Origin of the sequence: Phascolarctobacterium succinatutens (genome assembly GCF_958453765.1) — a bacterium.
Classification (GTDB): Bacteria; Bacillota; Negativicutes; order Acidaminococcales; family Acidaminococcaceae; genus Phascolarctobacterium_A; species Phascolarctobacterium_A succinatutens_B.
Window position 1 is genome coordinate 25,435 of record NZ_CAUDZA010000018.1, and the last position, 18,950, is coordinate 44,384.

The following is an 18,950-nucleotide window of genomic DNA, read 5'->3' on the forward strand; positions in this document are numbered from 1 at the left end:
CACGCCTATTATATACTATTCTCCACGCAGTAATCGTGAATTATTTTTAAACTTTACCAAGTTTGTAAAGAATGTAACTAAGATGCAGTTTTAAGGTGCAAACTTACACTTAATTGTAGTTTTTTGTCCATAAAATTTGACATCAGGCTATAAAAATTGTAAAATTTTATGAGTATCCCGAAAGGCTTCGGGACTGTTGTTTTTTTATTTAAAACCACGCAGGCTGCTCAGAAAGTACCGGAGACGAAGAAGGTTGACGATGGCGTACATTCTGTACGTCGAGGAAACCTGATGAAGTATACGGTGCTTTATCAGCAGCCCGTACGGTAGTACTATTTACTTAAGGGAAAGAGGTCAAAGAAACATGCGCAGTACACAAGTAAAAAAAGGTTCAACCCGCGCAGCCCATCGCTCTCTGTTCTATGCAATGGGTTATACTGAAGAAGAATTAAAGAAACCGTTAATCGGCATCTGCTGTGCCGCTAACGAAATCATTCCAGGACATATGCATCTGGATACCATCGCCAAGGCAGCCAAATACGGCGTGCTGGAAGCTGGTGGTACTCCGATTGAGTTCCCGGCTATCGGCATCTGCGATGGCATCGCCATGGGCCATGACGGTATGAAATATCCGCTGGCAAGCCGTGAGCTGGTTGCGGACAGCATTGAAGCTGTTGCCAACGGCCATGCGTTTGATGGCTTAATCCTGATTCCGAACTGTGATAAAATTGTTCCGGGCATGCTGATGGCAGCAGCCCGTCTGAACATCCCGACCGTTGTTGTCAGCGGCGGTCCGATGCTGCCCGGTCGTTATCAGGGCAGAGATATCAGCGTATCTACTGTATTTGAAGCTGCCGGCCGTTTTGAGTCCGGTCAGATTGATAAAGCAGAGCTCAGAGAAATCGAGCATTGTGCATGCCCCGGCTGCGGCAGCTGCTCCGGTCTGTTCACTGCAAATACCATGAACTGCCTGACTGAGGTTTTGGGCATGGGCCTGCCTGGCAACGGCACTATCCCCGCTGCTTATAACGGCAAGCGTATTGCTTTGGCTAAGCACGCAGGCATGGCTGTTATGCGTCTGCTGGAGGAAAACGTTCTGCCTCGCGACATCATGACGCTCAACGCTTTCAAGAACGCTATTACTGTTGACATGGCCATCGGCGGCAGCTCCAACACCGCGCTGCATCTGCCGGCTATCGCTCACGAAGCAGGCATCGACCTGCCGCTGGAGCTGTTCGATAAAATCTCCAAGAAAACTCCGTACCTCACTAAGATGAGCCCGGGCGGCAGCCACCACATCGTTGATTTGAACGAAGCCGGCGGCATTCCTGCTGTAATGCACGAGCTTGACCGTCTGAAACTGATTAAAAAATCCTGCCAGACTGTCAGCGGCAAAACTGTCGGCCAGATTATCAAAAATGCGGAAATCCTGCGTCCTGAAGTTATTCACAGCGTAGAAAATCCGTACAACAAAACCGGCGGTATCGCTGTTCTGAAAGGCAATATCGCTCCGGAATGCAGCGTTGTCAAGGAAAGTGCGGTTGATCCTTCCATGAAGGTCTTCAGCGGTCCGGCTAAGGTTTATAATTCCGAGGACGAAGCTATTGCTGCAATTTGCGCACAAAAGGTTGTTTCCGGTGACGTTGTAGTTATCCGCTACGAAGGCCCGAAGGGCGGCCCCGGCATGCGCGAGATGCTGAATCCTACCTCTGTACTGGCAGGCATGGGCCACGACAAAGACGTTGCTCTGCTTACCGACGGACGTTTCAGCGGTGCTACCCGCGGTGCCTGCATCGGTCACATTTCTCCGGAAGCACGCGAAGGCGGTAATATCGCTCTGATTGAAAACGGCGATATCATTGAAATTGATATTCCGAACCGTACCCTGAACGTTAAGCTGAGCGACGAAGAGCTGGCTGAACGCCGTAAAAACTGGGTTTGCCCGCCGCCGAAGGTTAAGAGCGGTTACCTGGCACGCTATGCTGCTTTGGTTACCTCCGCTGCTACCGGCGCTGTGCTGAAGGTTCCCGGTCAGGACTAAAAGAATTATATAAGCTGAAAAAGCAACTCCCCATCTTTCTTACTGCAAGGTAAGACGGATGGGGAGTTTTTGTATATACCAGCTAATGCAGCTAATTTTTATAATATAAGACTAAATTGTGAGGCTAGCGCCAATCGCCAAAACTTATGTTATAGAGCAAACACAAAATTTAACCAAAGCCTTTATTATTTCTATTTTCCTCAAAGTACTCTAAATGTCAGCATCTTGTCCAATCCTACCTCTTCAATACAGCAAGACACACCACCTCGCAGAGTAGCTTCTAGATGATAAAACAGCATACATCTGTTGATATGCTCTAATAATAATTTAGACCGTCGCTTATAACCGTATTCTTTCAAAAGCGTTCGAAGCTTTACGCGGACATAATCCTTCTCCGTACTGTACAAAATACGTAGACGAATATTTTTGAAAAACAAATCCAAATTTGAAAAGTCGCTCACATAACTTTCTTCGTCAAAAGAACTTTTTGTATCTGCGGTATCCTTCTGTATTGCTGGAAATTCTTTGTCCAAAATTGGTTTTTCATAAAAGTAATTAAGCCAATACCTGACATCCAAAATAAATTTTTTCTGATTCCGACGATATTCCGGATAGAGAAAAACCTTTTCCCCATCCCAAATAGAATCAATCAAGTGACTTTCATCTCTGCAATTCAACTCCATAGCGCTGATGATTACAGCAACATCTAATGCGTTATAAAATAATTCTCGCATTATCTGTCTCCCTTTACTCCATTGCACTGTCTGCAAAGAATCTGTAAGTTTTCTGCAACACTCTTTCCGCCGGCATTCATAGGGATAATGTGGTCAACCTGGAAATATACCTTTGAACGATTTTTTTTACCACATCCTGCACAGCAGTAAAATCCATCTGCATCCTTTGCATTCTCAAAGGCCTTTGCACGAAGAGTTTTTTCCAATTCAGGGTTATACTTTCTAATCTCGTAAAGAGGAAGGTCTTCCAATGCTCTTGTTCCAGGCTTCACATTATTGTCTTCATCAAAAATATCTTTAGAGTGTGATATCTTCATCAATTCAATATCAAGCTGGCGTAAGAAATACAGCTTTCTTCCAAAGAAAAGACGGAGCATATTATCATCGTTAGAATCCCAGATAGAATCAACATATTCTGTCTTTTTTCTCTGCCCCATATCTTCGTCCCAAATATACTGGGCAATTTTCCCTACATCCAGCTTACTGCGGTCTACATCGGCAAACGTATAAAATTGAGGAGCAGTTTCATACTGTGCATAATACTTGAGAATATTTCGCACATCTCTTTCTTCATATGGTGGAACCATTTCGCCACAGAAGAAAGTATCTCTGCATTGTGCTTCCATCTCCGCAAGCTGAGATTCTGTCAGATACTCTTCCGAAATTGCAAAGCTATCAAATAAGGCCGGGAGTGCTTCCATCAAATCTTGATAAGCAGCCTGTGTACTGTCATAGACCATAACCTGATAAGCATGGTCCATGCCGCTTTCTTCAAGATAGGTAAACGCATACATTCCTACCGGTATTCTCTGCTCAAACGGCACCTTCTCCAATGCTGACGTATCAACAGAATCATCCAGAATAGAGGCAAACTCTTCTATCTTAGAAATCGCAATCATGCGCAGTTCTCGTTTTATACGCTCCGGATCATTATCCTGGAAGTCATTATTTCCATCAAACAGACTTTCTGGATTTACCCAGGCAATATGCTCATTCCAGTGATCAACAAACGAAACAATATATGCGCTGGCTGTACCCCCTGCTTCCGGTCCTCGCAGAGCACGACCTACCATTTGAGTCATCAGAATAGAAGATACTGTAGGTCTTGCAAGGAAAACTGTTTTTGTCTGTGGTAAGTCAATTCCTTCTGTCAAAATATTTACGTTTATAAGCACCTGCAATTCACCATTGCGATACGCTTCGATATTTCTCTGATTATCTTCACGACTGATTGTTACACCGGTAATCGAGTCACGAATTGCGGAAACAATATAATCAGCTTTAATACCAGCCTTTCTGAAAAGAGCAGTTAGCTGAATTGCATGTACTACATTTACAGCAAACAAAATTGTTTGTCCATACTCATGACACTTATTTTTATATGTCTCCACAATCAACTGATTACGGGCAGCACTGTCTGCCATCTGAGAAGCTATCTCATCCGGTAATGCATCAAAGTTTTGGATACTATTCCATGCATCTGCTCCCATAGAGGCGCCGTATTCTTCGTCAGTATAATAGCTTTCAAAAATCGGTTTCGATAATATTTGACGCTTAATCAGTTCCTTCAAGCCAATCTGATAGGTAATACCAACATCACCATGAACTGTCTGACCATTTTTTATACCATCTGTAAAAATCTTTGCCAACAGTCCTTGTTCGTTTTCAGATGTACGAAACGGCGTTGCAGTTAAGCCAATCATCTTCAAATTGGGTACTTGGGATTTCACATAATCAATAATTTTTCTATATGTCTTCGCAGTAGCGTGATGCGCTTCATCTACAATTAAAAAAAGTTCTTTTTCACCATGAATCCACTTCTCAAGCCTATCCATATTTCTTCCGAGACTGTCTTTGCTGACAATTAACAGATTGTCATGCGGACGAATATCAATGGTACGGTCATGGGTGGAGGCACCGGAAACAATGCGGAAGCAGAACGATGACACATGAGGAATAACCTCTGTGTAAGCAAATTTCTGAAAAGACTCTGCTGCCTGATCCAAAAGCATCTGACGGTGAGCAATCCATAAAATCTTCTTTTTCTTATCAATAGCATTTTTAAGTAACCACATAGATGCCGTATAGGTTTTGCCGCCACCTGTCGGAATCACTACCAGTGTACTAAACGCTGCTTCCTGATTCATTTTATCCAAGGCTTGCATGGCCATCTTTTGATGTTCATAGGGAGTTCTGGAATTTGTCCCCTTCTTTGGCAAAATATCACCATAGGATTTAACTTCAATATAGTCTGCTGTATTTCCCATAATATTTACCCCTCTATTCTGTATTTTTACTATAAATCATATTCTAATTATAGCAACGTTCTTGTAAAATTACAAATGATTATGTAATTACTTCATCTATCACACATTGTAAATTCAAGCTACTTACATGATACCAAAACACAAAATGTAAGCAACTATCCTTACAAGCGTATTTTTCAATTATACGCGTTAATCTTATGTATGCATCAACCAATTGCTTGTTTCAACATCCTAAAAAATCAGACTCAGAGCCTTTAGGCAAAAAACCGTTGCGCTAAATAGCACAACGGTTGATTATTAATACTCAATTTTGCTCCAGCAGATAGATATCGCTAATTTCCTTTACTGTACGCACATTATCCGGCAACGGACCGGCCTTCTGCACGCGACGGTATTCCAAACCGCGCACCAGCAGATATTTTTTGCTGCCGTCACGCAAAGCATCTGTCAAAGCACCTGTCTGCGGAATCATTTCGATACCGGGCTTGCCTGCATAATACATAAAGCCGGGGCGCAGGAACTTGTCGACATAAATAGGCGTCTGCTGCTCACATTGCTCCTTATACACGCTGCTCATAGTTTTTACACTGAAGCGGTCGGCAATCACAGGCAGAACAAAAGCAAAGGCCACGCACATCGTCACCGCGCCAATCATCACATGCAGCCAGGATGCCAGCTCGATATCGCGATAATACAGCAGCGCAAAGACTGCCGCTGCACCCAAAAGAATGGTCAGCACGCCCAGCATCACCAGGCTGAAGTCAGCCTCCGGCAGATACTGCGCACCGACAATCCAGCCAATGCCGAGCAGGACAAACATAATACCGCTGCCTGCCGCCCAACCGTAAAAGGTTGTATTATGGCGCAGTCTGCTTTGCATTCTCGCTATATTCCAGCCGATTATTACCGCCATAGCAGGGAACAACGGCAGAATATAGGATACGAGCTTCGTTTTGCAGATTGTAAAGAACAGCAGCACGAAAATCCACCAAACGTGGAAGAACAGCAGCTTACGCATATCATCTATACGGCTTTCGCTGACGGATGCCTTCGCAGCCTGCCACAGCATACCGGTCCAGGGGAACAAGCCTAAGATTATTACAGGAAAATAATACCAGAAGGTAACGCGGTTGGCATGCTCAGCCGTCGTAAAGCGCGTTATATTGTGAAAGCCCAGGAAGGTATTGATAAATTCCATGCCATGCACAGTATACATAGCGTAATACCAGGGCGAAGCGATGAGAAAATACAGCAGCAGACCACGGATAACATGCATGCGCAAAATCTCACGCAGCTGGCCCATAACCACCAGATACAGAAAAATTATCGCACCCGGGAATACGATACCGATAGGACCTTTGGTAACAGTAGCCAGCGCCATGCACACATACATCAGCCAATAACGCTTATGAATAAAGCTCAGCAGTGCTCCTGTCATAAAAAAGAGCAGCGTTGTATCTGTCACCGCCGCCTTGCCCATATAGAAAAATTCTACACAGCTTGTAAGAATCATCGCAGACCAAAAGCCTGCACGTTCATTAAACAGCCTTGTGATACCTACATACATCATCACAGAGGTGCCGCAGGCCATCAATGCCGCAGGAAAGCGGGCCGCAAATTCGCTGTCACCGAAAAGAAACTGGGCAAAAGCCACCAGCCAATAATACATGGGCGGCTTATCATACCAGAAATTGCCAAAAATTCTCGGTGACAAAAAATCACCGGCAGCCAGCATCTCTCTTGCTGTTTCCGCATATACGGGTTCATCCGGATCCAGCAGCGGAATGCTGCCGATACCGAACATAATCATAAATAACGCAGTGCCTGCTACGATAAGCAGGCTGTTTTTTTCAATCTGATTCATCAGTTTCCATCCCTCAAAATAATTTCAAAATTCATATGCCAACTACTCATTTTTCTTACCCTCGGTAGTTTTACTTTTGAGCGATGCCATATTCAGCACATCGCTGCCAAAAGCTCTGATTGTTACTACCGCGCCCAGCATAAAGGGCAGATATTCCGCCGTAAAGCGCCAGAGAACTGCCATAATGCCTTCCACACCGTTAGGCAGAATATTGGAAAACAGCACCAAGAAGCCTGCTTCCGCTACACCGCTGCCACCGGGAGTCGGTGAAAAATACAGTATTAAATTCAGCAGCACCATGCGTCCCATAACCTGTCCCAGGTCAAAATCAATATTCAGACCGGTAAAATAAGCAGGCACGGTGGCATAAATAAAGAGCAGGCTCACACCGGATTCAATAAACGCACGGAAAACCATCTTCGGATGCTTGCCCATAACTACAACGGCATTCTTGAATTCGTTGTACCAGATAAAGCAATTACGCTGCGTAGTAAAAGACAGCTTACGTGTAAACCACATAATCGCCCGCTCCGGATAACGTGTTTGCAGCAAGGAAATTACGATTATCGGCAGTGATATAAACAGCACCGAAAGAATCGTCAGCACCGACGCAGGCATCCATTTTACAATATCCTCATCACTGTGCAGCACCACAGGCACCAGCAGTATAAGGAAGATAATGGACATCACCGTGCGCACCAAAACTACTACCGTAGATTTGGCTACCGGTACCCCGGCCTTACGCATGAACATAACCTGAGCAATAGCGCCGCCGCTGGCACCGGGCGTTACCAGCGCCAGAAAGTAGTTGCTCAGAACTACATTCACTATCTGATGAAAGGTCAGCTTCTCGTCCGTCACCTCAGCCAAGGTTATCAGACGCAGGCCGTCAAAAATCAAGCCTATCGCAAGACATGACAAAGCCAGCAGAATACAGCGAGGCTCGAACATCGTCAGGTATTCCAAGGTCCGTATATCAAATGTAAAATAAATAACCGCCGCCGAAATCAGCAGGACAAAGCCAAAAAGCAGACCTAGGCGGAACAATAATTTTTTATTCATCTAGCAGACTCCAAATGAGCTTATTTTTTAGTACAAGAGCTTTAGCAGGCTGTAAAATTAACAGGCTGAATATGCTCCTGCTCCAGCAGCTTTTTATTGCCGCTGTCAAGGTACGCCTGCATTTCCTCCTGCCAATGATATTGCCAGGGAAATATTTTACCCAAGGCAGCAGAATCAAGACCGGGATGAGTCATCAGCTCGCTTACGCCATCCGGAAGCTGACGCAGGATATTGCCTACCAGCTCCGCATTCAGATGACCTCCCGCCAGCATGCCGAAGAAATGCTGCGGATGCTTTAGCCCAAGGCTGTCGGCGCGTTGCGCTGCCAGCTGAGCACAAAAGCTAAGCCCGCTGCGTCCGATCATTCTGCCGATACCTGTATGAAAGCCTCCGGTAAAGGTATAGGCTTCCTTAGGTATACGTACCCTTATAATATTATACTCATTACAGAGCTTTAATACAAGTGCATTAATTCCCGGCAGTACATGGGTATGCTGATGACTGTCGATATGCGTAATGTTTATTTTTGCTTCCAGCGCCCTTTCGATTTGCGCGCGCAGCTCCGCTTCCAGCTCGCTGCGCTTGACGCTGCCGCTGTAAAAGCGCTTGGCAAAGGCAACGTAATCAGGCAAAAACAGTCCCTGCTCATCCAAAAGGCTGCTGACCTTCGCTGCAGGCAACACCGGCGCCACACTGCCGACAAGCGTCAGATGCACACCTATACCGAGCTGAGGATTTTCCTGCGCCAGCTTTACTGCCTCCTGCCAGCAGGGAGCACTGGGCATCAGCGAGGTGCTGGTAATAAAGCCCTCCTTATAGCCCTTGATAATACCTGCGTTAATCAAAGGATGCAGACCGAAATCATCTGCATTAACAATTAGTTTTTTCATAATCTCTACACTCTTTTGTAATTGGCAAAGTGCAGCTTTACATATTCACGCAAAGCATCCTTGCCGTATTTTTCTGCTAAGCGGCGGGCGCAAGCCGTTGTCTGCTCGCCGCCGCCCTTCGGCAGCTCGCCTACGCCGGCCTGCTGCGCCAGCTCGTCCATCGTCCGCAAGAAGCGGGCGCGGGCCAGCACCGAGGCAGCAGCAACCGCCAGATTGCTTTCTGCCTTAGGCTGCTGACGCACACTGCAGCCTGGAAAACGCTGCTGCAAAGCCTTTAAGTTTACCGTTGACTGGGTGAACTGGTCAATCAATGCGCTGTGACAATCCTTTTGCCTCTCCAGTACCTGACTGAGCGCCGCCACATGTCCGTAGCCTAAAAGCTGGTTGAGCTTGCCTCTGGCAGCCGCTACCTGCTCATAGCGCAGATTATAAATCTTCGGCTTCAGCTCCAGCACACTGTAATCAACAACCGTAGCCTTGATAACATCCTCCAGCTCAAGGATTTTTTTATCAGTCAGCAGCTTGCAGTCCTTCACGCCTGCAGCCTGCAGCTTCGCTGCGGTGGTGCTGTCCACTACCGTGGCCGCCACAACCAGGCTGCCGAAGAAATCACCCTTACCGGATTCATCACTGCCTGCCCACAAACCATTGCTTACTGTTGCTCCAGCGGCTGCAGGCTGCAGCTCCTCAGACGCATTCTGCACTCCTTCAAGCAGCAGCAGTAATCTTTGCTTTAAAGCACTGTCGCCGTTATAAACATGCGTCAGTCCTTTTTTGCCGTTATATATATTCACGGATGCCTTGGCCTCGCAAAACTGTACTGCAATCTGCTGGCCATAATTTATCGGCTTATCCTTAACAATACTGAAACCATCCTGACGGATTTTTTCTGCAGCCTCTGCCAGATAATCGGCAAAGGCCTTAGGTGTCAACTGTTTCACGCCTATTCTCCTCTTTGCACATAGTTTTTCGCCTTCCACTCCTCAAAGAGCAGATAAATCAGGGGAACAACCACCAGCGTCAGCAAGGTGGAGGTTGTTAAGCCACCAATCAGCACCACGCCCATAGACTGACGCAGCTCCGCACCCTCGCCGATGCCCAAAGCAATCGGCAGCATACCGAGTATCGTAGACAAAGTAGTCATCAGAATAGGACGCAGACGCAGCGAGCAGGCCAGGAGCACCGCCTCGCGGATAGACATGCCCTTTTCACGCTCCTGGTTGGCATAGTCAATCAGCAAAATTGCATTTTTGGTAACCAGGCCCAAAAGCATCGTAAAGCCAATCATGCTCATCATATTCGCCGTCTGTCCTGCGACCAAAAGGCCCAAAATAGCGCCGATAATCGCAAACGGCAGTGATACCATGATAATCAGCGGCTGCGAAAAGCTTTCGAACTGCGCCGCCAACACCATATATACCACAACTATAGCCAAAATAACGGCCTTGTAGACCTCTTTAAAGGAGCGTGCCATATTATCGGCCTGACCAATCATCTTATAGTTATATCCCGGCGGCAAATTCAGCTCGGGAATATATTCGTTGCGCACCTTGCTGATTAAATCACCGGGCGAAATACCTACTGTGTTGGCATACACAACTATCTGACGCTGCTTATCCTCACGCTCAATGCGTGTAGGACCGCTGCCGTAACGCACATCTGCGATATCACCCAGACGGATAAACTGACCTGCGGAAGAAGAAATGCGCAGGTTCATAACATCATTGATATTAGTGCGCTGACTTTGCTCCATCTGCAAAATAATATCATAGTCATTGTCACCGATGGTATAGCTGTTACTGGTGCTTTTGCCCATAATAGCCATTTCGATAACCTTACCGACCTCCGTAGCATCAAGACCGAATTCGCTGGCCTTGGCATGGTCCAGCTTGACCACGATTTCCGGCTGCTCTTCCGAATCTGATATATCAACGTCGGTCGCACCATCAGTCTGACGCAGCATGTCTGCCAGCTGTTGAGCGTAATTTTTCAGCTCCTTGATATTGCTGCCGCGCAGACCAATCTGCACCGGACGGCTGTCACCACGGCCGCCGCCCTGGTTGGATACAACGGTAACCTTCAGGCCTTCAACATTTTGGAAGCGTCCGCGCAAATCATCCATAATCTGCTGCATGCTGCGTTCACGCTCATTGCTTGGCTTCAGGCGGATATCCAGAGAACCCTGGTTAACAGGATTACGGCCGTTGCCTATATTAAGCGCCACGATTTTGACCTCCGGCAGCTGCGAAATCTCCTGCTGCAACGGCTTAGCCAGCTCTACCGTTTTTTGCAGACTGGTGCCGATGGGCGCTTTAACATTGACGCTGAATTCACCCGAATCATATGTAGGCTGGAATTCCGTGCCCACAAATGGAAGCAGCAGCAAATTCAGCAACAGCGAAATGATACCTACGGCAACAACCTTCTTAGGTCTTTCCAAAGCCCAGGCCATTAAGCTGTCATACATTTCACGCACGGACTGGAAGCCTGCTTCAAATTTATCGAGAGCCCTCTGCACAAAATGCGTGCGCTCCTTGCTGCTCTGCTCCTCGGTTTCTGCCTTAATCCAATACGCCGAAACCATTGGCGTGAGCGAAAAGGCTACGATAGTAGAGAACGCTACCGCAAAAGCAACCGTCAGACCGAACTGCTTGAAGAACTGGCCGATGGTTTCACCCATATTGCCGATAGGCACAAATACAGCCATTAAGCTCAGGGACGTCGCCAAAATTGCCAGCGTCAGCTCCTCTGTCGCTTCCCTGGCTGCCACAAACGGCGTCTGCCCCATCTCTATATGGCGGAAAATATTTTCAATTACTACAATCGCATCGTCAATCAAAATGCCGACTGCCAGGCTCAAAGCCATCAGCGACATATTATTCAGTGTAAAGCCCATAACCTTCATCATAAAGAAGGTGGCGATAATAGACGTAGGAATACACAGGCCTCCGATAATAGTCGCACGGAAATTGCGCAGGAATAGATATGTTATCAAAAGCGCCAGAAAACCGCCGAAAAGAATCGCATTCCAGACATCCGCAATATTATCACGAATATAATTAGATTGGTCGCGCACCTTATCAACAATGATATCGGGCGGCAGATTGCTGTGCTTCAGCTCCTCCATCTTGGCATTGACATTATCGGTAACATCAACAGTATTAGTTTTGGACTGCTTACGCACAAAGGTCATAACACAGGGAACGCCGTTAGCGCTGGCAAAGGTATCCTCATCCTCCCAGGAATCAAGCACATCGGCAATTTCACTGATATAAACAGGACGGCCGTTATGATTAGCAACTACCACCTGCTTAATATCATTGATATTGTTATACTTGCCCAAGGTACGCACAGTGATTTCCATAGCGTCATTTTTCGCTTTACCGCCGGGAGTATTATAGTTGTTGGCGTTCAGCTTACTGCGCACTGTCTGATAGGCAATACCGTATTCCGCCAGCTTTTCCGGCTTCAGCACAATGCGGATAGCACGCTGGCTGGCACCGACAACGGTAACCTCGGAAACACCCTCCACCATCTGCAGCTCATCCTTGATATTATCCTCCACAATGCGGCGGATTTCACCACGGCTGCGCGAAGGCGAAGCAAAGGTATAGGCCACAATAGCGCGGGAGTTGAGGTCTACCGTCTGTGTTACCGGCTCATCAATATCATCCGGCAGCGCCTTGCGCACGCTGGCAACCTTTTCACGTACCTCACTGGCCTTCACCTGCGGGTCTACACCGATATTAAATTCCAGAACCGTTTCACTGTAGCCTTCAAGCACAGTGGAAGACAACGTCTTGATACCAGAAACCTGGCTGACGCGGTTCTCAATCGGCTTAGTAACCAGCGTTTCCATTTCCTGCGGCGAAGCACCGCTGTAGGTAACACGCACGCTGACAATAGGCAAATCAACATCAGGATTCAGATCAACGCCGATTTCCGGATAGCAGCGGATACCGAACACTACCAACAGCAAAATAAACATGGTAGTAAAGACCGGCCGCTTGATAAATGTTCCAATCATCGTTATTTACCAGCCTTTTTCAAATCTATCTTGCTGCCTTCACGCAGCTTGTTATGTCCTTCGATAACAATAGTATCCTTTTCATCCAGTCCGCTCACTATTTCAGCCAGCTTATCATTCGTATAACCGACATTCAGCACACGACGCTGTACAACGCCTTTATCATCAACAACAAATACCGTCTGCTGGTCATCACGCATCACAATAGCCTGCACCGGAATGGTGAGAACGTTAGATTTAGGCGAAGCGGTAAGCATAACATTAGCATAAATACCGGCCAAAAGACCTTCGCTGTTATCCACGCTCACCTCTGCCGCAAAGGTATGCGCCGGCAAATCCGCAACCGGAGCGATGCGGGTAATTTTACCTATCAGCTTTTTACCGGGATAAGCAGGCAGAGTAATGCTTGCTTCATTGCCGACATGTACACCGGCAATCTGGCCTTCGGGAATATGAATCGTAGTTTTCAGCATAGAGATATCAGCAACGGCAAAAATAGGCGTACCTGCCTTTGCATAGTAGCCCTCCTGATAATAACGCTTGGCAATAATACCGTCAGCAGGCGCTGTCAGCACCGTGCCCTCGGATTTAGACTCCATCGCCCGCATGCTGCCTCTGGCAGCCTCCAGCTTGGCTGCAGCATTATCGCGCGCAAAGCGGTAATCATCTACCACTTGCTGCGAAACCGCACCCGTAGCATATAGCTTTTCATAGCGCTGCAAATCTGTTTCCGCCTTGCGCAAGCTTGTCTGTGCATCCAAAAAGCTGCCCTTGGCACTTAACAGATTAGCATCTGTATCAGCCTGCTCCAAAATTGCCAGTACCTGTCCTCGGCTAACATGGTCGCCTTCACGGACATAAACCTTTTCCAAGCGTCCGTCCACCTTAGCGGCAACCTCTGCCTGCCATTCCGGGTCCAGACTGCCGGAAAAGCTCAGACTCGGGACAATCGTCTGCCTTACGGGGTGAGCAGTAACGACCGCCACATTGCGTACCTGCGACAGCTTAGCAGCACGCGCCTTATCAGCCTGGATATTGCTGTAAATACGGTAACCGATAATTACGCATACCGCCAGCAGCAGGCCTAGAGCTATCTTAACCTTGCGATTCTGTAAATTCACTTTCTTTCCTCCCTGCACCAATCCCTTAGGGGTAAATTATAATGGGGTAAGTTTAAATTCAGCTGAGTTTATCGTGGACAAATTATAGTTATAGATAATAATATTATACCTCTTATCAAGAGAGGTTAGCAAGTGCAAAGCCGCAGACAGGCATAGAAAAAGCACGCTGCGGACAGCGTGCTTTCGACAGTTTTAAGTTAAGCTTACAGGCCTGCCTGCTCGCGCAGTGCAGCAGCCTTTTCGGTATGCTCCCACGGCAGATCTACATCGGTACGGCCGAAATGACCATAAGCAGAAGTTTGCTTGTAGATAGGACGCAGCAAATCCAGCTCACGGATAATGCCGGTCGGGCTCAGGGAGAAGTTTTTGCGAACCAGCTCAGCAATCTTGTCCTCGCTGATTTTGCCGGTACCGAAGGTTTCAACCAGAACGGAAACCGGATGTGCTACGCCGATAGCGTATGCCAATTGGATTTCGCATTTATCTGCCAAACCTGCGGCAACGATATTTTTAGCAACGTGACGTGCAGCATAAGCAGCACTGCGGTCAACCTTAGAGGGGTCCTTGCCGCTGAAAGCACCGCCGCCATGACGAGCCATACCGCCATAGGTGTCAACGATGATTTTACGACCGGTCAGACCAGCGTCACCTTGAGGACCGCCGATAACGAAACGGCCGGTCGGGTTGATGTAGTATTTGGTTTCCGCATCCAACATTTCTGCGGGAACAATCGGTGCAATAACCTTTTCGATAATATCTTTGCGAATCTGCTCGTTGGAAACTTCCGGTGCATGTTGGGAAGAAATAACGATAGTATCTACTCGAACAGGTTTGCCGTCATCATATTCAACGGTAACCTGAGTTTTGCCGTCCGGACGCAGGTAAGGCAGCACGCCTTCCTTACGAACCTTGGTCAGCTGCAGAGCCAGCTTGTTAGCCAGATATGCAGGCATCGGCATGTAGCTTTCGGTTTCGTTGGTTGCATAACCGAACATCATGCCCTGGTCGCCGGCACCGGTTTCTTCCTCAGCAGCCTGGCCTTCCTTAGCCTCCAGCGCTTTGTCAACGCCCATAGCGATATCAGGGGACTGCTCGTCGATGGAAATCAGCACACCACAGGTGTTGCCGTCAAAACCGAATTTTGCACGGTTGTAGCCGATATTGTTGATGGTTTCGCGGGCAATGTGTGCGATATCAACATAGCATTGGGTAGAAATTTCACCGAAAATGTGAACCTGACCGGTAGTAACGATAGTTTCGCAAGCAACACGGCCTTTAGGATCTTGAGCCAGGATGGCATCAAGCACAGCATCGGAAATTTGGTCTGCTATTTTATCGGGATGACCTTCGGTAACGGATTCAGAAGTAAATAATTTTCTCATTGGTAGCTCCTTTCATAAATAAAAAACGTTGTTGAGAGTGTTTAGATGGTATAAGAAAAGGCGTTCTCGTAATGAGAACGCCTTAAATTATTACTCTTAGCATTCTCATCTTACAGATATACTGCAGGACTTAGCACCGTTTTACAGCTGTCACGCTGCAATGGTTGCTGCGACTTCACAGGGCCATTCCCTCCATCGCTCTTGATGAGTTGTATTAAATTGGTTACAGATGCCATTATATAACAAAATCAAGATAATGACAAGTACTTTTTTTACGAAAAATATGTGAAAATACTTTTTTGCAACTGCTGATGCTAAATAGAATTCAATTCTATTATATATAGAGTCATAATGCATACGTAGCCTTGCAAGCCTATCTTCCAAGAGCGCGGAGAAGTCTGCAGATGCTATATGATTGCGACGACGGCGTACTACTGCTACATCGAGAAACAGTCATAACGCAGATGCGACCTTGCAATCCCTACTCCAAAGAGCGCGGAGAAGTCTGCAGATGCTATATGATTGCGACGACGGCGTACTTCTAGTACGTCGAGGAGCAGTCATAACGCAGATGCGACCTTACAATCCCTACTCCAAAGAGCGCGGAGAAGTCTGCAGATGCTATATGATTGCGACGATGGCGTACTTCTAGTACGTCGAGGAGCGGTCATGACGCAGATGCGGCCTTATACGCGTTCTACTACACGCGCTCGTTACGAATACGCAAAGCCTCATCCAAAATACGGTTCGCCACATCAACCTTCGGCATCTGCTCCAGCTCGCATACATCGCCGTTAGCGTAAAGGAACTTTACGATATTGGTATCGGAATTGAAACCGGCACCGGCAGCGGTAACATCATTGGCTACAATCATATCAAGATTCTTCTTAACGACCTTATCGCGGGCATTAGCCAGCAGATTTTGTGTTTCTGCGGCAAAGCCAACCAAAACCTGATGCGTTTTCTTGGCCCCCAAGGTTTTGAGGATGTCCGGATTTTTATCCATAACGACAATCAGAGCGTCATCTGTTTTCTTCTTAATCTTTTGGTCTGCCACATCACGCGGACGGTAATCGGCAACTGCTGCTGCCTTGATAACGATATCAACTGCATCGTAGGCTGCAAGGCAGGCCTCCAGCATTTCATTTGTTGATTCAACCTGCACAGCCTTCACATTAGGCGGTACAGCAAGCGCAGAAGGACCGCTGATAAGCAGCACCTCAGCACCGCGCTCGGCAGCCATCTGAGCTACGGCATAGCCCATCTTGCCGCTGGAACGGTTGCCGACAAAGCGGACAGGGTCAATCGGTTCACGTGTACCTGCTGCGGTAACGAGTACCTTCAGGCCACGCAGGTCGCCCTCACGGCCGGCAAAAAAGCTGCTCATAAACTCCACAATCTGCTGCGGTTCAGGCAGACGGCCGGGGCCGCTGGTGCCGCAGGCAAGATGTCCGGAAGCAGGCGGCATTACAGTAATACCGCGGTTTTGCAGCTTAGCGATATTTTCCTGGGTTGCAGCATTAAGATACATACCGGTATTCATTGCGGGGCAAACAACTATCGGTGCCTGAGCTGCCAAAAGCGTAGTGCTCAGCAGATCATCCGCAATGCCATATGTCATTTTAGCCAGAATATTAGCGGTAGCAGGCGCAACTAAGAAAGCGTCAGCCCAATTTGCCAAAGCAATATGCTCGACATTAAATTCCTGGTTGCTGTTCCACATACTGGTAGCAACAGCATTACCGCTGATTTCCTTGAAGGTTAACGGAGTAACAAACTGCTGTGCATGCTCAGTCATGACCACACGTACCTCGCAGCCCTGCTTACGCAGACGGCTGACAAGATCTACAGCCTTATAAACGGCAATACCACCGGTTACTCCCAAAACAATTTTTTTGCCCTTTAACAAGGTTTTACCCTCCCGCTGTTATACGTTTTTAGTACGCTCGTAGGTAATAGTATCGTTAGCAATTTCCTTCAGCGCAGCGCTGACCTCTTTTTCCGCGGAATTTACGCCGGGAATAGTGAGCTCGCGTGCTCTTTTTGCTGCCAAAATAACCAAAGTGTATTTGCTATCTACTTTTTCTGCCAAATAGTCAATAGACGGATCTACCATAGACATTATAGAATCACTCCTTTAAGTATTTCATGGTTCACACAGCAGACTGCTGCATAATGTAAATTTATTTTTTAGCTTTACAAATCTTATCAACAATAAAATATGTTCTGGCTACGCGGTAACGCTCAGCCTCCATAATTGTAAGTACCTTTTGCGCTGCCTTTTCCGCAATATCATTAATGATGATATAATCATATTCTGCAGCGTAGGTCAGCTCGCTGGCTGCAGAAGCCATACGGCGTTTGATAACATCCTCGCTGTCAGTACCACGCTTATAAATACGTGCGGAAAGCTCATCCAAGGAAGGCGGTACGATGAAAACAAAAACACCCTCGGGGAAGCGCTTTTTAATCTGCAAAGCGCCCTGGATATCAATCTCCAGCAGTACGTCACGGCCGGATTCCAGCTGCTCTTCCACGTATTTGCGCGGTGTGCCGTAATAATTGCCGTATACTTCGGCATATTCCAGCAGCTCGCCCTTTTCAATCATCTGCTTAACATCGGGAATTGTCTTGAAGAAATAGCTTTCTCCGTCAACCTCACCCGTGCGCGGTGCGCGTGTGGTAACAGAAATAGAATAGCCCAAATCCGGCAGCTGGTCTCTCAGCATCTGGCAAATAGTTCCTTTGCCTGCTCCCGACGGACCGGATACTACAAGAAGTACTCCCTTGGGAGTAACATTATCAATATCGTTGCTCATGATCCAATTACTCCTCTTCTTCAGAATCAGCAGTTTGTGCCACCAGACGATTGGCTACAGTTTCCGGCTGTACCGCTGACAGGATGATGTGACCGCTGTCCACAACAACTACAGCACGGGTACGACGTCCGTAGGTTGCATCAACCAGCATGCCTTTATCACGGGCCTCCTGGATAATACGTTTAATCGGTGCTGATTCCGGACTGATAATAGAAATAATGCGGTTGGCTGCGACAATATTGCCAAAGCCGATATTAACTAGCTTTATATCCATAACTTCCTCCAGTTTTATTCGATGTTCTGAATCTGCTCACGGATTTTTTCTATTTCCGCCTTAATTTCTACAACAATCTGCGCCATAGTATAATCGTTGGCTTTGGAAGCAATAGTATTTGCTTCACGGTTGAATTCCTGAATAAGGAAGTCCAGCTTGCGTCCTACCGGCTGGTCTGTAGCAATGATGGCCTTAAATTGCTTGATATGGCTCTTCAAGCGGACAATTTCCTCCGTAATGCTGGTACGGTCAGCAAAAATTGCTACCTCCTGCAGCAAACGTTCTGGCTCAACCTTGATATTATTGTCAGCCAGCAGATTAGTCAGACGCTCCTGCAGCTTAGCCTGATATTCTTCCACAACTAAAGGAGAACGCTCCTCAATCTGTGCCAGCTTTTCGGCAATCAGATCTGCACGGTAAATAAAATCACCGTAGATATTGCCGCCCTCTGTTTCACGCATAGCTACCA

At 47.1% G+C, this 18,950-nt stretch carries 15 protein-coding genes and 1 riboswitch; of the genes, 1 reads left to right on the plus strand and 14 read right to left on the minus strand.

The genetic code is table 11. The features are described 5' to 3' along the window. The first annotated feature begins 364 nt into the window (after nucleotides 1-364). On the plus strand, nucleotides 365-2,041 hold the full coding sequence (gene ilvD, locus Q7Q81_RS07740; protein WP_210684125.1) for a dihydroxy-acid dehydratase: 1,677 nt from the start codon (nucleotides 365-367) through the stop codon (nucleotides 2,039-2,041). Between the two features lie 200 nt (nucleotides 2,042-2,241). On the opposite strand, the gene Q7Q81_RS07745 is transcribed toward ilvD, so the two are convergent. From Q7Q81_RS07745 to Q7Q81_RS07810, 14 genes are all read right to left on the minus strand, one after another. Further along, nucleotides 2,242-2,775: a hypothetical protein gene (locus Q7Q81_RS07745; protein WP_304275067.1), complete on the minus strand. Its 534-nt coding sequence runs from the start codon at nucleotides 2,773-2,775 to the stop codon at nucleotides 2,242-2,244. Further along, entirely contained in the window at nucleotides 2,775-5,042 is a 2,268-nt protein-coding gene (locus Q7Q81_RS07750) for a DEAD/DEAH box helicase family protein (protein WP_304275070.1), read from the minus strand. Before Q7Q81_RS07750 ends, Q7Q81_RS07745 begins: the two co-directional genes overlap by 1 nt. Nucleotides 5,043-5,346: 304 nt before the next feature. Beyond that, a complete protein-coding gene (locus Q7Q81_RS07755) occupies nucleotides 5,347-6,906 on the minus strand; it encodes an ArnT family glycosyltransferase (protein WP_304275072.1) in 1,560 nt (519 codons plus the stop codon). Between the two features lie 42 nt (nucleotides 6,907-6,948). Continuing rightward, entirely contained in the window at nucleotides 6,949-7,968 is a 1,020-nt protein-coding gene (locus Q7Q81_RS07760) for a lysylphosphatidylglycerol synthase transmembrane domain-containing protein (RefSeq protein ID WP_304275075.1), read from the minus strand. 41 nt (nucleotides 7,969-8,009) lie between these two features. Further along, nucleotides 8,010-8,858 carry a ChbG/HpnK family deacetylase gene (locus Q7Q81_RS07765; protein ID WP_304275077.1) on the minus strand — a complete coding sequence of 283 codons (849 nt, stop codon included), beginning with the start codon at nucleotides 8,856-8,858 and terminating at the stop codon, nucleotides 8,010-8,012. Between the two features lie 5 nt (nucleotides 8,859-8,863). After that, on the minus strand, nucleotides 8,864-9,799 hold the full coding sequence (rnhC, locus tag Q7Q81_RS07770; RefSeq protein WP_304275080.1) for a ribonuclease HIII: 936 nt from the start codon (nucleotides 9,797-9,799) through the stop codon (nucleotides 8,864-8,866). Between the two features lie 2 nt (nucleotides 9,800-9,801). Then, a complete protein-coding gene (locus Q7Q81_RS07775; protein WP_304275084.1) occupies nucleotides 9,802-12,885 on the minus strand; it encodes an efflux RND transporter permease subunit in 3,084 nt (1,027 codons plus the stop codon). Between the two features lie 2 nt (nucleotides 12,886-12,887). Further along, on the minus strand, nucleotides 12,888-14,006 hold the full coding sequence (locus tag Q7Q81_RS07780; RefSeq protein WP_304275085.1) for an efflux RND transporter periplasmic adaptor subunit: 1,119 nt from the start codon (nucleotides 14,004-14,006) through the stop codon (nucleotides 12,888-12,890). Between the two features lie 203 nt (nucleotides 14,007-14,209). Next, on the minus strand, nucleotides 14,210-15,388 hold the full coding sequence (gene metK, locus Q7Q81_RS07785) for a methionine adenosyltransferase (protein ID WP_304275090.1): 1,179 nt from the start codon (nucleotides 15,386-15,388) through the stop codon (nucleotides 14,210-14,212). A 102-nt stretch (nucleotides 15,389-15,490) separates the two neighbouring features. Further along, a riboswitch (SAM riboswitch) is annotated at nucleotides 15,491-15,599 on the minus strand. Nucleotides 15,600-16,088: 489 nt separating this feature from the next. Continuing rightward, on the minus strand, nucleotides 16,089-17,297 hold the full coding sequence (gene coaBC / locus Q7Q81_RS07790) for a bifunctional phosphopantothenoylcysteine decarboxylase/phosphopantothenate--cysteine ligase CoaBC (protein WP_304275092.1): 1,209 nt from the start codon (nucleotides 17,295-17,297) through the stop codon (nucleotides 16,089-16,091). 18 nt (nucleotides 17,298-17,315) lie between these two features. Beyond that, nucleotides 17,316-17,504, minus strand: a complete 189-nt coding sequence (rpoZ, locus tag Q7Q81_RS07795) for a DNA-directed RNA polymerase subunit omega (RefSeq protein ID WP_148495367.1) — start codon at nucleotides 17,502-17,504, stop codon at nucleotides 17,316-17,318. Between the two features lie 67 nt (nucleotides 17,505-17,571). Beyond that, nucleotides 17,572-18,207 carry a guanylate kinase gene (gene gmk, locus Q7Q81_RS07800; protein ID WP_293811914.1) on the minus strand — a complete coding sequence of 212 codons (636 nt, stop codon included), beginning with the start codon at nucleotides 18,205-18,207 and terminating at the stop codon, nucleotides 17,572-17,574. A 7-nt stretch (nucleotides 18,208-18,214) separates the two neighbouring features. After that, entirely contained in the window at nucleotides 18,215-18,481 is a 267-nt protein-coding gene (gene remA, locus Q7Q81_RS07805) for an extracellular matrix/biofilm regulator RemA (protein ID WP_009146168.1), read from the minus strand. A gap of 14 nt (nucleotides 18,482-18,495) precedes the next feature. Then, the coding region (locus Q7Q81_RS07810) for a YicC family protein (protein ID WP_304275095.1) at nucleotides 18,496-18,950 on the minus strand (455 nt) is incomplete at its 5' end.

Excerpts from the sequence above, each read along its gene's own strand:
- remA (WP_009146168.1), bottom strand. The coding sequence starts at position 18,481 with ATGGATATAAAGCTAGTTAATATCGGCTTTGGCAATATTGTCGCAGCC.
- Q7Q81_RS07745 (WP_304275067.1), bottom strand. The coding sequence starts at position 2,775 with ATGCGAGAATTATTTTATAACGCATTAGATGTTGCTGTAATCATCAGC.
- Q7Q81_RS07760 (WP_304275075.1), bottom strand. The coding sequence starts at position 7,968 with ATGAATAAAAAATTATTGTTCCGCCTAGGTCTGCTTTTTGGCTTTGTC.
- gmk (WP_293811914.1), bottom strand. The coding sequence starts at position 18,207 with ATGAGCAACGATATTGATAATGTTACTCCCAAGGGAGTACTTCTTGTA.
- ilvD (WP_210684125.1), top strand. The coding sequence starts at position 365 with ATGCGCAGTACACAAGTAAAAAAAGGTTCAACCCGCGCAGCCCATCGC.
- Q7Q81_RS07765 (WP_304275077.1), bottom strand. The coding sequence starts at position 8,858 with ATGAAAAAACTAATTGTTAATGCAGATGATTTCGGTCTGCATCCTTTG.
- rpoZ (WP_148495367.1), bottom strand. The coding sequence starts at position 17,504 with ATGGTAGATCCGTCTATTGACTATTTGGCAGAAAAAGTAGATAGCAAA.
- metK (WP_304275090.1), bottom strand. The coding sequence starts at position 15,388 with ATGAGAAAATTATTTACTTCTGAATCCGTTACCGAAGGTCATCCCGAT.
- Q7Q81_RS07750 (WP_304275070.1), bottom strand. The coding sequence starts at position 5,042 with ATGGGAAATACAGCAGACTATATTGAAGTTAAATCCTATGGTGATATT.
- Q7Q81_RS07755 (WP_304275072.1), bottom strand. The coding sequence starts at position 6,906 with ATGAATCAGATTGAAAAAAACAGCCTGCTTATCGTAGCAGGCACTGCG.
- Q7Q81_RS07775 (WP_304275084.1), bottom strand. The coding sequence starts at position 12,885 with ATGATTGGAACATTTATCAAGCGGCCGGTCTTTACTACCATGTTTATT.